This window comes from Kingella kingae, assembly GCF_900475905.1.
GTDB classification, from domain to species: domain Bacteria; phylum Pseudomonadota; class Gammaproteobacteria; order Burkholderiales; family Neisseriaceae; genus Kingella; species Kingella kingae.
Genome location: NZ_LS483426.1, coordinates 1679681 through 1695160, shown reverse-complemented (window position 1 = coordinate 1695160; position 15480 = coordinate 1679681). Strand labels below are relative to the sequence as shown.

10 protein-coding genes and 1 pseudogene are annotated in these 15480 nt (G+C 48.6%); 4 read left to right on the top strand and 7 right to left on the bottom strand.

Annotated features, from left to right (window positions below; translation table 11 throughout):
* Positions 1–58 precede the first annotated feature (58 nt).
* From DQN52_RS09075 to rph, 4 genes and pseudogenes are all read right to left on the bottom strand, one after another.
* A complete protein-coding gene (locus DQN52_RS09075) occupies positions 59–1606 on the bottom strand; it encodes a phospholipase D family protein (RefSeq protein ID WP_032827732.1) in 1548 nt (515 codons plus the stop codon).
* A 150-nt stretch (positions 1607–1756) separates the two neighbouring features.
* Positions 1757–2425, bottom strand: a pseudogene (locus DQN52_RS09070) (IS1595 family transposase).
* Positions 2426–2459: 34 nt separating this feature from the next.
* A complete protein-coding gene (locus DQN52_RS09065) occupies positions 2460–2831 on the bottom strand; it encodes a hypothetical protein (protein WP_003786338.1) in 372 nt (123 codons plus the stop codon).
* Between the two features lie 124 nt (positions 2832–2955).
* On the bottom strand, positions 2956–3684 hold the full coding sequence (gene rph, locus DQN52_RS09060; protein WP_003786340.1) for a ribonuclease PH: 729 nt from the start codon (positions 3682–3684) through the stop codon (positions 2956–2958).
* Between the two features lie 55 nt (positions 3685–3739).
* Here rph and DQN52_RS09055 point away from each other — a divergent pair, with 55 nt between their 5' ends.
* Entirely contained in the window at positions 3740–5527 is a 1788-nt protein-coding gene (locus tag DQN52_RS09055) for a bifunctional chorismate-binding protein/class IV aminotransferase (protein ID WP_003786342.1), read from the top strand.
* 73 nt (positions 5528–5600) lie between these two features.
* On the opposite strand, the gene purB is transcribed toward DQN52_RS09055, so the two are convergent.
* The 3 genes from purB to DQN52_RS09040 all read right to left on the bottom strand — a co-directional run bounded on the left by purB (position 5601) and on the right by DQN52_RS09040 (position 8336).
* Positions 5601–6971, bottom strand: coding sequence for an adenylosuccinate lyase (gene purB, locus DQN52_RS09050; RefSeq protein ID WP_032827691.1), 1371 nt, complete (start codon positions 6969–6971; stop codon positions 5601–5603).
* Positions 6972–7068: 97 nt separating this feature from the next.
* Positions 7069–7941 carry a basic amino acid ABC transporter substrate-binding protein gene (locus DQN52_RS09045; protein WP_003786346.1) on the bottom strand — a complete coding sequence of 291 codons (873 nt, stop codon included), beginning with the start codon at positions 7939–7941 and terminating at the stop codon, positions 7069–7071.
* 32 nt (positions 7942–7973) lie between these two features.
* A complete protein-coding gene (locus DQN52_RS09040; RefSeq protein WP_003786348.1) occupies positions 7974–8336 on the bottom strand; it encodes a hypothetical protein in 363 nt (120 codons plus the stop codon).
* 267 nt (positions 8337–8603) lie between these two features.
* On the opposite strand from DQN52_RS09040, the gene glyQ reads away from it, so the two are divergent.
* The 3 genes from glyQ to DQN52_RS09025 all read left to right on the top strand — a co-directional run bounded on the left by glyQ (position 8604) and on the right by DQN52_RS09025 (position 15369).
* Complete coding sequence (gene glyQ, locus DQN52_RS09035) at positions 8604–9503, top strand: glycine--tRNA ligase subunit alpha (RefSeq protein WP_032827692.1); 900 nt, start codon at positions 8604–8606, stop codon at positions 9501–9503.
* Between the two features lie 104 nt (positions 9504–9607).
* On the top strand, positions 9608–11455 hold the full coding sequence (locus DQN52_RS09030; protein ID WP_003786351.1) for an autotransporter assembly complex protein TamA: 1848 nt from the start codon (positions 9608–9610) through the stop codon (positions 11453–11455).
* Positions 11456–11508: 53 nt separating this feature from the next.
* Entirely contained in the window at positions 11509–15369 is a 3861-nt protein-coding gene (locus DQN52_RS09025; protein ID WP_003786353.1) for a translocation/assembly module TamB domain-containing protein, read from the top strand.
* Positions 15370–15480: the final 111 nt, after the last annotated feature.

The window sequence follows — 15480 nt, the reverse complement described above, 5'->3', positions numbered from 1 at the left end:
CTCTCCCAAAGGAGAGGGGATTAAACGGCTGAATATTCAAAAATTATCATACAGTCCATTACAACAATCGTTCAATTGGCAACCACGAAAAAATGCGGCTGGCTAATCGTTTCCAAAAGCTGGCTTCGGGTTCGTGGCGGCTGCTGGTTTGGGTTTGTGGGTCGCGCCAATGCAGGCTGCCTTGATGTAGATAAACGTGGTAGGCAGACTGCGTGGCTTCTTGCTGCAAACGGCGTTGCATTTGCTGGGCGAGCAAATCGTGATGAATAACCAAGCCCATTTCGGTGTTGAGCCTTGCCGAGCGTGGGTCTAGGTTGAACGAACCAACAAACACGCGCTCGCGGTCAATAATCAGCGTTTTGGCGTGCAGGCTGGTGGCGGAACTGCCTGTTAAGCCTTTGTCGCGCAAACCTTTTTGGTCGGTGTCGCCTTTGAATTCATACAACTGTACGCCTGCGTTGAGCAAATCGCGGCGATAACGCGCATAGCCCGAATGCACCGCCGCCACATCGGTCGCGCTCAACGAATTGGTGAACACGGTGGTGCGTATGCCTTGCCGATTCAGCTCCTGCGCCATGTTTACGCCTGTTTGCGTTGGCACAAAATACGGGCTAACCAAATACATTTCGCGCTTGGGTTTGCCCAAAGCAGCCTGCATTTGTTCGGCGATGTTCACGTGCACACGGCGGTCTAGGGCTTTGGCTGGGTCATCGCTTACCAATTCGGTTTGTGCGTCAAAATACACAATGCGTTGGCGTTGTTGCGCTTGTGCCAATGGGCTGTGCGCTATGTCGTTTTCATGGTTGAACGGATTTTCTGGCGTGTGCAGGCTGCTTTTTAACTGCGCCTGTCCGTGCGTTAAATCAGCATTTTTAATAATTTGTTCAATAGGATAGGCGGAATCGCTTTGCCAATAGCGGTCAAAATCTTGCGACAGTTGCGCCACGATTTCGCCACTCGCCAGCACGTCCATATCGGCAAAAGCGTGGTCGTTTTGCACGTCAAAATATTCATCGCCAATATTGCGTCCGCCCACAATGCTGGCGCGGTTGTCGGCAATCATCGCTTTGTTGTGCATACGGCGATTTAGGCGCGGAAAGTCGGTTAAATAACCTAAAAATCGCCATTTTCGGTGCAAAAATGGGTTGAACAGGCGAATTTGGATATTGGGGTGTTGATTGAGTGCAGCGAGCAAATCGTCCATGCCATGCGTGTTGTTGTCGTCCAACAGCAAGCGCACGCGCACGCCTCGTTCTGCCGCTTGCCACAGCTTGCGAAAAAGTTGTATGCCCGACACGTCATCGCGCCAAATATAGTATTGCGCGTCCAGCGAAATTTGCGCGTTGTCTAGCAAAATAGTTCGCGCCACATAGGCATCGCGAGCGTGGTCTAGCACATAAATTTGTGCGTTGTGCGTGTTGTTTTTGTTGGGCGATTTGGGTTGCAGGCTGCTTTTGGTATCGGGCAACAATAACGCGGCTTCTAGTTGCGGCGCGGATTGAGTGGGAATGTAGTGGCTGGCTTGGCGTAGACTTAAATCGGGTAGGCTTTGGCAGGCGGTTAGGGCGCAGCAGGTTAGTATAGGCAGAATATAGGTTGGCTTCATAAGCAAGCAGCCTGCACTTTTTAACGGCTTGGAGAACCAGGTTGGGCTTTTACAATTCAAGTTTTTTGCCATGAATTTCATGGAATTCTTCGCAGATAAAATCGTCAAAACCAATAAATGGTGCATTATTTTTGGGGCTGTCCTAGATAACTAGGATAAACTCAATTTCACTAATTGTTTTAAAATAGAACAAGAACTTTTATCTCACTGTTGTTAAAACGCCATTCGCACTCCTTTAAATACAGCTCAAAATGCTTTTTGGGAATGCCGTTAAACTTGCGTAAATGACGTTTTTGCTTGATTCCAAAAGTGCTCAATTCCGTTGATATGGTTTTGTCGTTCAGCAAAATGTGTGCTGTGATTGATACGAAAACGAAGTTTCAGCGAAGCTAAAATGGCTTTGTCGCTCACATCTAATACATCATAGCTACGATAACAATCCGTATAAACAATGCTGTCAGGTTTCACTTGTTCACGGATAATAGGCAATAAAGTAGCGGTTTGAGTATTCACAGTAACCGTATAAATCTTGCCATTTCGCTTCAAAAGACCGAATACAGCGACTTTTCCAGCAGCACCTCGACCGCGTTTACCTTTTCGTTGTCCACCAAAATAACTTTCATCTGCTTCTACTTCGCCATCAAACATTTCTAAATGTGGACTGTTTTGATAAATAAGTAATCGTAAACGATGAAAATAATAGGCTGCGGTATTTTTATTAACACCTACTAACTCTGCTGCTGTTCTTGCAGTTACACCTGCAACAAATAGCTCAATGAGTTTGTTTTGTTTGTACTGACTTAGACGACATTTTCGCATAGGGATAATTCTAACTTAATTTGAATTTCCTTAGTTATCTAGGACAACCCCTAATCTTTTTATGAAACGAATAAAAATCATCAATAGCCAACCAATCGTATTTTAAATCCAGACATTTGATTAAAATAGGGATAGATATCATATTGCTATGATAACCAATAATATCAACTATATCTTCTTGCTGTTCATGCCAGTTTTCTAACAAAATATTCTTATATCTGTCCAACATCAACTGATGCTTTTTAAAAAGCGAAGATAATATGATACAAGATTCAACTCTATCTCCATTTTTATTATCCACACCATCTTGAAGATAATTTTTCATGAATTCTAATATATCCACTTCATCTCTGAATAGAATATTGAATATCTTGAAAACGGACTTGCCCCAAGATAAATGAATCAATTAGTGTATCCATTTCTGTAAAATTCATTTTGCTGTTTTCCTTATTGCTTTAAATGAAGTAGCCGTAGCTTGGGTCACGCCCCAACGTAAACTTAAACAAGACTCAAACCTACAGCAGCTAGATTTAAAAAGCAGCCTGCACTGCCTTTTCCTGCCATTCCGTCAATTCACGAATGCCCTTTTGCCCCAACGCAATCAGTTGCTGCAATTCGTCCAAGCCAAACGCTGCGCCTTCTGCCGTGCCTTGAATTTCAATGATTTTTTCCGCGTTCAACATCACCAAATTCACATCGCTGTCGCAGCCTGAATCTTCTGGATAATCCAAATCCAGCAACGGCACGCCGCCAACCACGCCCACCGAAATTGCGGCAACGCTGCCCATTAACGGCGTATCGGTCAATCGTCCATCGTTCAACATTTTTTGTACGGCGATTTTCAGCGCGACAAATGCGCCTGTAATGCTTGCTGTGCGCGTGCCGCCGTCTGCTTGAATTACATCGCAATCAATCAAAATTTGGCGTTCGCCCAGTTTTTGCATATCCACGCAAGCGCGTAAACTGCGCCCAATTAGTCGTTGGATTTCTTGTGTGCGCCCCGATTGCTTGCCTGCTGCGGCTTCGCGTTTCATGCGCGATTGGGTGGACGCGGGCAACATGCCGTATTCTGCCGTAACCCAGCCTTGATTTTTGCCGCGTAAAAAGGGTGGCACGTTTTCGTCAATCGTGGCGGTGCAAATCACTTTGGTGTTGCCGCATTCAATCAACACCGAGCCGTCTGCGTGGGGCAAAAAGTTGGGCGTGATGCGGATTTCGCGCAATTCATTGGCGGCGCGTGTGGTGCGAATGGTGGTCATGGTGATTTCCTGTAAACAAAATGAAAGCGCAATTATATAATGCAACCTTCTTTTTATGTATGACTGCTACACCATGTCCCCTTTTATTTTGTTTGATGACGCGCTCACAGGGCGTGCGTTTTTGTTGCATGATTGGGTTTGCCAAGACACCTTGTCGCCCGAACAACTGCCTTTGCTAGACGAGACATTGCAGGCTGCTTGGGCAAAAAACTGGCACGCCGCGCTGTGGATTGACTATGAATTTGGTTTGGGGTTACAAAAATTGCCTGCTGCAAAAAGCAGCCTGCACTTATTTTGGTTCGCGCAAAAAACGCCCATTGACGATGTGCCTACGTGGTTGCAACAACAAGGCGGCGATGAACCTGCTGGTTTGTCTGCGCCACGCTGGTCATCTAATCAAGCGGAATACGAGCGCGATATTGACTGCATTTTGGTGGCGATTGCACGCGGCGATTGCTATCAAATCAACCACACATTGCGGCTCTACACGCAAACTTATGGTAGCCCAATTCGTTTGTATGCGCGATTGCGACAAGCTGTGCCGTATGCCGCGCTGGCGTGTTTGCCCAATGGCGGGTGGACGTTGTGTTTTTCGCCCGAATTGTTCTTACGCATCAACGCGCAAGGCAGCCTGCACACCGAACCGATGAAAGGCACAGCCCCTATTTTGGGCGATGAAAACGACACCGCTCGCGCCATCGCCTTGCAAAACGACCCCAAAAATCGCGCCGAAAACACCATGATTGTGGATTTATTACGCAACGATTTGGGCAAAATTGCCACTGTGGGTGGTGTGTCTGTGCCTGCGCCGTTTAGCGTGAATGCGTTTGGTAGCGTGTGGCAAATGACCAGTTTGGTGCAAGCGCAGTTGCCAGCCGCAACCACTATGGCGCAAATTGTGCAGGCTGCTTTTCCGTGTGGCAGCATCACGGGCGCACCCAAGCGCAAAAGCATGGAAATGATTGCGCAACTGGAACGCGAACCGCGCCAGCTCTACACAGGCAGCATTGGCTATTTGGAACACGCGCCCAACACGCCATTGGGTTTTTCGGGCTGTTTGAATGTCGTGATTCGCACACTGCAACTGCGTCCACACGACCAAGCAGCCTGCACATTTGACGGCATTTATGGCGTGGGCAGCGGCATTGTGGCAGACAGCCAAGCTGTCAGCGAATACGCCGAATGCGGCTGGAAAGCCCGATTTATCAGCGAATTGCGCCCCGAATTTGCCTTGTTTGAAACCATGCGCGTGGCACAAAATCAAATCGCATGGCTGGACGACCATTTGGCGCGATTGGCACATTCTGCCGCGCAATGCAATATCCCTTTTTGCGCGACATCTGCCCTGCACGCCATAGAACAAACGCTGCCCACGCTAGACGCAAACCGCGTGTATCGCCTGAAATTGCGCCTAGAACCCACAGGCAGCCTGCACTTGGAACACGCGCCCATCGCCCCTTTGCCCGATGCAATAAACGTGTTGATTGCACCCGATGTTTTGCCCACGCACGACTTTTTGCGCCGCTACAAAACCACGCACCGTGCCCAATTTGACCGCGCTTGGCAATGGGCAGAACAACACGGCGCGTTTGATGCGCTGCTGTTTAACGAACAAGGCTATTTGCTGGAAGGCGGACGCAGCAGCGTGATTGTTCGCTATCAAAATCAATGGCTCACACCTGCTGCGGATTTGGACGTGTTGCCCAGCGTTGCGCTCAAAAACTGGCAAGGCGAAGCAGTGCAGGCTGCTTGGATTAGTCGCGAACAAGTGCAGCAAGCCGAGCAAATTTGGCTGGGCAATGCATTGCGCGGCTGGCGATTGGCGAAGTTGATAACGGTTTAGATGCGCGATAGGCGATGAAAAGCAGCCTGCACTTTTTGTTTATTTAAAGTGCAGGCTGCTTTTTATACGCGATTTAAATCCGCTTTGCCAATTCCACCGCTTTGCCAATATACAACGCAGGGGTCAAAGCCAACAATTCCGCTTTCGCCAAATCAGGAATCGCTAAACCGCCAATAAACGCTTTCAACGATTCAGGCGTGATGCCGTCCTTGCCGCGCGTCAAATCTTTCAACTGCTCATAAGCATTCGGCACGGCATAACGGCGCATAACTGTTTGAATTGGCTCGGCTAACAATTCCCAAGTCGCGTCCAAATCCGCCAACAACGCCGCAGGATTTGCTTCCAATTTGTTCAAACCACGCAAATGCGCGACCAAACCCAAAACGGTATAGCCCACGCCCATGCCCATATTGCGAAGCACCGTGCTGTCCGTCAAATCACGCTGCCAACGCGACACAGGCAATTTTTCCGACAAAAAGCCCAGCACTGCATTTGCCATGCCCAAATTGCCTTCCGAATTTTCAAAATCAATCGGATTGACTTTGTGCGGCATGGTGGAAGAACCCACTTCGCCAGCCTTCACTTTTTGCTTGAAATAGCCCAGCGAAATATAGCCCCACACATCGCGGTTGAAATCAATCAAAATCGTGTTAATGCGGCTAATGGTTTGGAAAAATTCCGCCATATAATCATGCGGTTCAATTTGGATTGTGTACGGATTAAACGTCAAACCGAGCGATTGTTCCACAAATTTTTTGCTGTGGTTTTCCCAATCCACATCGGGATACGCAACCAAATGCGCGTTGTAATTGCCCACCGCGCCATTGATTTTGCCTAAAAATTCTTGTTCCGCTAACTGTTTGATTTGGCGATTTAAACGGTATAACACGTTGGCGATTTCTTTACCCAATGTGGTTGGCGTGGCTGGCTGACCGTGTGTGCGCGACATCATCGGTACTTCGGCTAAATCATGCGCTAATTGCTGCAATTTGGCGGTAACTTCGGCTAATTTCGGCAATAACACATCTTCACGCGCTTGTTTCAACATCAAGGCGTGCGACAAATTGTTGATGTCTTCCGAAGTACACGCAAAATGGATAAATTCGTTTACCGCGTGAACTTCGGCATTGTTTTCAAAACGCTTTTTCAGCCAATATTCAATCGCTTTCACATCGTGATTGGTCGTGGCTTCAATCGCTTTCACTTCGGTAGCGTTGTCTAAATTAAACGATTGAATCACGCTGTCAATTTCGGCAATCGTGCTGCCTGAAAATGCTGGTACTTCGGCGATTTTCGGCTCGGCTGCCAAGGCTTTGAGCCATTCCAATTCCACGCAAACACGCGCTTTCATCAAGCCATATTCTGAAAAAATCGGGCGCAAATCTTCGGCTGATTTGGCGTAACGTCCGTCTAGTGGGCAAAGGGCAAAAATGGGGTTAATCATGGGGATTTTTCCTGTTGGGGTTGTAAATCGATAAAAATAAGCCAAACAAAATTGCAGGCTGCTTTTTCTGTATCAAAAAAAAGCAGCCTGCAATTTTTTATTGTGCAGACGCAGCCGATGCAGCCGTGCTTGCGTTGGCAGGCGCACCAAACCATTGCGTGTGAATTTTGTCGTATGTGCCATTGGTTTTGATTTGCGATAAACCTTTATTGATGACTTCACGCAAACCGTCATTGCGTCCTTTTTTGAACGCAAAGCCATATTGTTCGCTCACAAAACTTGGGTCCACCAAAGTATGCAATTTGGCATTTGGGTTTTGCGATACATAATAGCCCACCACGCTGCTGTCGCCCACAACGGCATCGACGCCGCCGCTTTCCAGCTCTTTAAACGCCAATGGCATGGTTTCAAAGCGTTTGATGTTTTGGCTGTCTTTGCCTTGTAGGTCTTGCAAAATCAAATCGCCAGACGTAGCAGCCTGCACCGATGCGCTGCGCGTTTTCAAATCGGCAAACGATTTGACTGCGTTGATATTGCGGTCGGTTACCACAATCATTTGCGTGGCTTCAAAATACGGCTCGGAAAAGTCTAACTGTTGCTTGCGCTCATCGCTAATTGTGATGCTCGCCAAGCCGATGTCGCTGTCGCCTTTGTCCACGTTGGCAAACAAGCCTTTAAATGGCGTGTTCACAAATTCCAATTTCACGTTTTGGCTTTTGGCTGCTGCGTCCAAAACATCGTGCGAAAAGCCGACTACTTTTTCGTTTTCCATGTATTCCATGGGCGCGTAAGTCGCATCGGTCGCCACGATATAGGTTTTGTTCAAATCCAAACTAGCGGCAGGGGCGGCAGAGCTGGCTGCGTCTGTGTTTTGCGATGCAGCAGGGGCATTGTTGCCGCCCGAACACGCCGCCAGTAAACACATCGACAAAATGGTGCTGCTAAATAAAACTTTTGATTTTGCTAACATAAATAAATCCTAAAAATAAAATAAACGAAAATTTATGGGGCGGTTGATGCGCTGCTGGCTGTGATTGCCGATGCTGCGTCGCTGGAAATTTCGCCGTCATCGGCAGGTGCGGTCATGCCTTGTACTTGGCTTTCTGATGTGAGCCATGCCACACTGGCTGCGCGCGCTTCATCGGCGCTGGTTTCGTTTAGCACTTCGTTTTCTGCTGTGGTTTGGGCAATTTGTTTTGCCTGATAATCCAAATAAAACGCCCAAGAAAGCACCAATGCCAACGCCACGCCAATCGCTATCCATTTGATGCGTTTGCGTTTTGCAGAAATTGGCTGGCTGGGCTGAATGTCGTCTGCGTCCAGCGCGTTGTCTGCATGGTTGGGTTGTTCGTTTTGTTTATCCATTGTGTTTACGCCAAATCCAGCGCGGTAGCATTGTATAGTGGATTAAATTTAGATTAGGACAAGGCGACAACGACCGCCGTGTACAGCTAGTACATAAGGGAGTTGGCAACGCTGTACTAATCTAAATTTAATTCACTATAGCGAAACCGCCAAAGCTGGCGATTATATTACATAAAGCAGCCTGCACAAAACCATTTTGCAGGCTGCTTTTGTAATGCAGATAAATCCAGTAAAATGCCAGTTTTTTTATCCAAGCGAATATTCATCATGCTAACTTTTCAAGACATTATCTTCAAATTACAACAATATTGGGCAAACCAAGGTTGCGCGATTATTCAGCCGTTTGACATGGAAGTGGGTGCAGGCACATCGCATCCAGCCACTTGCCTACGTGCACTCGGTCCAGAGCCATGGAACGTGGCGTATGTGCAACCTAGCCGCCGCCCAAAAGACGGACGTTATGGCGACAACCCAAACCGTTTGCAGCATTATTACCAATTCCAAGTCGCACTGAAACCTGCGCCCGATGATATTCAAGATTTGTATTTAGGCAGCTTAAAAGTATTGGGCATTGACCCGACTGTCCACGATATTCGTTTTGTGGAAGACGACTGGGAAAATCCGACTTTGGGTGCGTGGGGTTTGGGTTGGGAAGTGTGGCTGAACGGTATGGAAGTAACCCAATTTACTTATTTCCAACAAGTGGGCGGTATCGATTGCACGCCAGTTTTGGGCGAAATCACTTACGGTATTGAGCGTTTGGCAATGTATTTGCAAGGCGTTGAAAATGTGTATGATTTGGTGTGGACGGTTACGCCTGACGGCACGAATTTGACTTACGGCGACGTGTATCATCAAAACGAAGTAGAGCAATCTACTTACAATTTTGAACACAGCGATGCAGCGTGGTTGTTGGAACAATTCAACGGTTTTGAAGCGCAAGCCAAACGCTTGTTGGAACAAGAAGACGCGCAGTTGGTGTTGCCAGCGTATGAATTGGTGTTGAAAGCAGGGCATACGTTTAACTTGTTGGACGCGCGTGGGGCGATTTCCGTAACCGAACGCGCAACGTATATTGGGCGTATTCGTGCGTTGAGCCGTCAAGTGGCGCAAAAATTTGTGGCAAGCCGTGAAGCGTTGGGTTATCCGTTGATTAAGCAGAAGTAAGCCAATCACATAAAAAGCAGCCTGTACATGGGACTAAACAAGTGCAGGCTGCTTTTTAATGATAAAATCCATTATCAAAAAGCAGCCTGCACTTTATATTTTTTATGACAAGCAAATACACTTATTCCCCCTTATTGAGTTTACTTTTATTACTCAACCAGCCTGCATGGTCAAACACCACCGACACCGTGCAGGCTGCTTCTGCTTCCGCGCCTGCTGGCAATCCAACCGACACCGAAGCCGAAGTTAGCAATCTAACCCCCAAATATCCTGTTACGATTGAAGCCGATAACGAAGAACTCAAACAAATGCTAGAAGAGTTTTTGCCGCTCATCGCCTATCAACGCAAAGAAGAGCTAGACCAAGAACAAGTGGGCTATTTGGCGGAAGACGCGCCCAAAGACGCGCAAAATATGCTCAAAACCGAAGGCTATTTCAATGCCCAAGTAACCGTGTCGCCACAAGGTGCAGGCTGGTTGGTTAAGGTTGTGTCGGGCAAGCGCACCCATATTGAAAACGTAAACGTAGCGATTTTGGGCGACATTGTGCAAGACGCTGATTTGGGTACATATTACAAAAACGCGCTGCAAAAATGGCAGTTGCCTGTTCGTGCGCCGTTTCGTCAAGAACATTGGTCAGCGAGCAAAGTGGCAGTGTTGAGTGCCGTGTCGCGCAAAAAATACCCGTTGGCGACTTTGGAGACTTCGCAGGCAGAAATCAATCCGCAAACGCAAACGGCAGATTTAACCGTGCAAATCAACAGCAAAAAGCCTGTTTATTTTGGCGATTTTCAGATTACGGGCAACGAGCGTTATCCAGAATCCGTTATTCGTGGCTTGGCGCAGTTTAATACTGGCGATGTGTATGACTTGGATAAGCTATTGAATTATCAGCAAGCATTGGAAAGCGATAGCCATTACTCGGGCGCATCGGTGCAGGCGGATTTTGAGCAGCTACAAGACGACCGCGTGCCTGTTAAAGTGGCGGTAACCGAAGTCAAACGCCAAAAAGTCGAAGCAGGTTTGAGCTTTGATTCGGAATACGGATTGGGCGGAAATATTGGTTACGAGCACTACAATTTGTTCAATCGTGGCTATGTTGGCTCGGTAGCCTTGTCGGCGGACAAATACCAAACCACGCTGGGCTTGGGTATTAGCCAACCGCGTAATTCCAAAGGTCATTATTGGACGACCAATATGACTTATTCGCGCAACACCACGCAAAAACTGGAAACGCGCAGTTTAAGCAGCGGTATTTGGCACGTTCGCGACCGAGACGGCATTGAAGCGCGATACGGCTTGGAATTTATTGGACAAGACAGCAAAATCCCCGATAGTGGCATCAACTTTGGGCGCAGTTTTGTCACCATGCTCACGGCTTCGTGGAAACGTCAAAACATTGAAACCACGATGCGCCCAGCCAATGGCTATTATTTTGATGGCAAAATCGGTACAACTTTAGGCAAATTGCTCTCTTCTACCATGGCGGTGCGGATTAAGGGTAGCGCAGGTTATTATTTCACGCCTGAAAACAAACAGCTTGGCACATTTGTGGCGCGTGGCGAATTGGGCTATGTCTATACCAAAGACAAACTGGAAGGCGGCGATGTGCCGACTACGCTCATGTTCCGCACAGGCGGCGCATCGTCTATTCGTGGTTACGAGCTGGATAGCATTGGTTTGCGTACCGATTACACCGATGCTGTGTTGCCCGGTCGTGCCATGTTTGTGGCAAGTGGCGAATACCAATATCCCATTAAAAACGATTTTGCGTTGGCGGTATTTCACGATGTCGGCAGCGTGGCGCACAATTTCAAAGACATGACTTTGCGCCACGGCACAGGCTTGGGCGTGCGTTGGTTTAGTCCTGTTGCGCCGTTTTCGTTTGATATTGCTCATGGGCATCACGACCGCAAAATTCGTTGGCATATTAGCTTGGGAACGCGGTTTTAAGTACACAAAGCAGCCTGCACTTTATTCATACCCATTAAATTAAAGTCAAACCTATGACAGACACCCACATCAACCCCACCCCCGAACCCGAAACTTCTGCTCCCAAATCACCCAAAAAACGCCGTTGGCTCAAATACACATTGGGTGGCGTGGTGGTGCTGTTGGGAACAAGCGCAGGCGCACTCACTTGGCTGCTGAACACCGAAAGCGGCTTGCGTTTTGCCGTGTATCAGTTGCCCAAATTGGGTGGCGTGCAAATCACATCGCGCACGCTAAACGGCAGCATTCTTGGCGGTTTTTCGGCAGACAAAATCGCCGTGCAAACGCCATCGGCAGACATTCAAATCAGCCAGTTGCAGTTTGCTTGGCAACCCAATGCGCTGTGGCAACGTCATTTGCACGTTCAAAAACTGCACGCAGGCGATATTCACATTGATAACAAAGCCACGCCCCCCGAACCCAATCGCCCAAAAAGTGCGCCATTGGAGCGGATTCAGTTGCCGTTTACGCTTGCGTTAGACAGCCTGCAAACAGGCGCAATCACGCAAGGTAAAGACAAAACCGAGATTGTGCGTGGTATCAACGCCAGCTATGTGTATAACCACGAACAGCATCAGTTGAACGTGCATTCGTTGCGAAATCATTGGTCCAACACGCACGGCAAACTGGCGATGCGAACCGTTGCGCCGTTTGAATTGGGTGGCACGTTGCTGTCGGACGGCGAATTGGACGGCATTGTGGTAGAAAATATTTTGGATTTATCGGGCAGCCTGCACGATTTGAAAGTGAACACCGATTTAACAGGCAATGGTGTGGGCTTGCATGGCAGTACGCATTTGCGCTTGTTTGCCGACAATTTTGGCAGCATGATTAACCACGTCAAAATCACAGGGCAGGGCATCAATCCGCAAGCGTTTAACCCGAGTTTGCCGCGTGGTAATTTGTTTTTTGACATCGGCATCACGCCCAATTTAAACGACAACATCGCCTTGGACGGCAAACTGGATTTGCGTAACGACACACCCGAAGCGGCAGACAAAAATGGTTTGCCGATTCGCACTTTGCAAGGCGAATTTCATGTAAACGACTCGGGCGCGGTGGAAATCAATCAAGTGCAGGCTGCTTTGATGCAGCAAGGCACGTTGTCGCTATCGGGTGGTGTGTACGCGCAAAAACGCACCTTAAACTTGACCGCGAAACTGGACAACATCACCGCTGCCGATGCGATTAGCACTGCGGTTCACGGTAAGTTAAATGGCAGCCTGCACGCCACAGGCACGTTTGATGCGCCGCAAGTGGCGTGGCAGTTGAACACAGGTTTGGCGGACACGACTGGCACGCTCAAATTGACCACCGACACGCAAAACGCGCAACAAACTTTGTGGATTGAAAATGGAGAAATTCGTCCACAAGACGGTGGCGTGTTGAACGTGGCAGGCAGCCTGCAATTATTTCAACAACAAAAATGGCAAGCGCAAATTCGTAGCCAAGCGTTCAATCCAGCCAAGCTCTATCCCAATTTCCCCGAAGGCAATGTAAACGGCACAATAGAAGCGACTGGCGAACTGGCGCAACAAATGTTTCAGGGCAAAATGCAGTTTGCGCCGTCCACGCTATCGGGCGCGCCTTTGTCGGGTAGTGGCGATATTCGTTATGAAAATAAACACTTATCTCGCGCCGACACGCAAATTAAGCTCGGCAATAATCTGATTAAGACGCAAGGTGCGTTTGGTAAACGTGGCGACACGCTCTCGTTGGATATCAATGCGCCCAATTTGAATTTGTTTGGATTTGGTTTACAAGGCTTGCTCACGGCAAAAGGCACAGTAACCAGCACCGCCGATTCGTTTACCGACATCGATGCCAAGCTGGTAGGGCAGTTGCGCCAATTTGCGGTGGGCAACCAAGTCAAAGTGCAAAATGCCGATTTTACGGTGCAGGCATCGCCCGACCCCACTCGTCCGTTGAATGTGGTGATTAAGGGAAACGGCATTGTGGCGGGCGGCACAAACATCGAGCAAATCAACGCGCAGCTAAACGGCACGCAACGCCAACATCAATTCAACGCACAAAGCAGCCTGCACATTGACGGCAAACCGCTCACGCTCACGGCAGCCGCAAACGGCGGTTTGAACGAGCAACAACAATGGCAAGGCGCAATCAACACGCTAGACGTGGGTGGCGCGTTGCAACTGCGTTTGCAAAATCCCATGCGTTTGGAAGCAGGCGCAAAACGGGTTAGCATGAGCAGCGCACGTTGGCAAGCCTTGGGCGGTTCGTTGGCAATGGACAGCTTTGTGTGGGACGCAGCCACAGGTTTGACCACCAAAGGCAACGCAAGCAGCCTGCACTTGTCGCAGCTACACAATTTTTACAAGCCACCAGTTGAGCACGATTTAGTGATTGCTGCTGATTGGGATATGGCATACAGCACCAGCCCACGCGGTTTTTTCAACATCAAACAACAAAGCGGCGATGTGATTTTGCCGACTGCGCGTAAACAAGCACTCAACCTAAACGGCTTTGTGTTGAACAGCAAACTAGACGCACGCGGCATTCACAACCAAGTGCAGGCTGCTACGCGCTATGGCAAATTGTCAGGCAATTACAATATCTTGCAAGCATTTGGACAAGGCGCGATTACCGCAGCACCTGTGTCAGGCAGCCTGCAATTTGATAGCGAAAACTTGGAAACCTTGCGTTCATTCTTGCCCATTGGTCAAACCATAAAAGGCAAGCTGGTTGCCGTTGCCAATATTTCGGGGCAGGTAGATACGCCCAAACTCAACGGCACATTAACAGGCGACCAACTGTATTACCGCGACCGCCAAACAGGGATTATTTTGGACAACGGCAGCCTAACTTCGCGTTTTGAAGGACAAAAATGGCTGATTGAAGCCCTGCAATTCAAACGCAAAGACGGCACAATCACGCTATCGGGCAGCGCAGCGTATGCCAACGATGCCCCCGACATCAACGCCAAAGTCGTGTTTGACCGCTACCAAATCCTAGACCAAGCCAATCGCCGCCTAACCCTATCGGGCAGCAGCGATGTGTTGTATACCGCGCAAGGCATCAGCCTAAATGGCACGCTCAAAACCGATGACGGACGATTTGGCTTCCAAGAAAGCAGCGCACCGACTTTGGACGACGACGTGGTTGTGCTTGGCGAAGAAAAACCAGCACCAAGCGCACCGTTGCCATTTAAACTGAATTTGGTGTTTGATTTAAATGATAAATTCTATTTTTCGGGCGAAGGCTTGAATGTGCAACTGGGTGGACAACTCACGCTCAAATCCACCAGCAGCAGCGATATTCAAGCGGTGGGCAGCGTAAACGTGGTGCGCGGACGCTACAAAGCCTATGGTCAAGATTTGATTGTGAAAAAAGGCATTGTGTCGTTTGTAGGGCCGTTAGCTAACCCCAATTTGAACATTCGTGCCGAACGTCGCAATTCGCCAGTTGGCGCAGGTGTGGAAGTGTTGGGCAACGTAGAAACGCCACGCATCACGCTGGTTGCCAACGAGCCAATGAGCGAAAAAGACAAATTGTCGTGGTTGGTGCTGAACCGCGCCAGCTCGGGCAGCAGCGGCGATAACGCAGCATTGGCAACCGCTGCCAGCGCGTTTTTGGCAGGCAGCATCAACGACAAAATTGGCTTGGTGGACGACTTTGGCTTGACCAGCGAACAAACGCGCAATGCAACCACAGGCGAAATGAACCCCGCGCAACAAGTGCTGACTTTTGGCAAACAACTGACCCGCGATTTGTATTTGGGCTACGAAGCAGGTTTGCAAACGTCTAGCCAAACCATTAAATTGGTGTACTTTTTGTCGCGTTCGTTCCAAGCCATTGCGCGAATGGGAACGGTGTCATCGGGCGCAGAAATCAAATATATTCGTCGATTTGATTGATGTGGTGGAAATAAAGCGCAGGCTGCTTTTATCGTTCGCATCATGCCTACGGCATACCCTTTTATACCCAAATCAAAGATTTGGACAAAAGGGCAAAGCAGCCTGCACTTT

Coding starts and splice junctions, on each gene's coding strand:
- DQN52_RS09075 (WP_032827732.1), bottom strand. CDS start 1,606: ATGAAGCCAACCTATATTCTGCCTATACTAACCTGCTGCGCCCTAACC.
- rph (WP_003786340.1), bottom strand. CDS start 3,684: ATGACCACCATTCGCACCACACGCGCCGCCAATGAATTGCGCGAAATC.
- DQN52_RS09055 (WP_003786342.1), top strand. CDS start 3,740: ATGTATGACTGCTACACCATGTCCCCTTTTATTTTGTTTGATGACGCG.
- purB (WP_032827691.1), bottom strand. CDS start 6,971: ATGATTAACCCCATTTTTGCCCTTTGCCCACTAGACGGACGTTACGCC.
- DQN52_RS09045 (WP_003786346.1), bottom strand. CDS start 7,941: ATGTTAGCAAAATCAAAAGTTTTATTTAGCAGCACCATTTTGTCGATG.
- DQN52_RS09040 (WP_003786348.1), bottom strand. CDS start 8,336: ATGGATAAACAAAACGAACAACCCAACCATGCAGACAACGCGCTGGAC.
- glyQ (WP_032827692.1), top strand. CDS start 8,604: ATGCTAACTTTTCAAGACATTATCTTCAAATTACAACAATATTGGGCA.
- DQN52_RS09030 (WP_003786351.1), top strand. CDS start 9,608: ATGACAAGCAAATACACTTATTCCCCCTTATTGAGTTTACTTTTATTA.
- DQN52_RS09025 (WP_003786353.1), top strand. CDS start 11,509: ATGACAGACACCCACATCAACCCCACCCCCGAACCCGAAACTTCTGCT.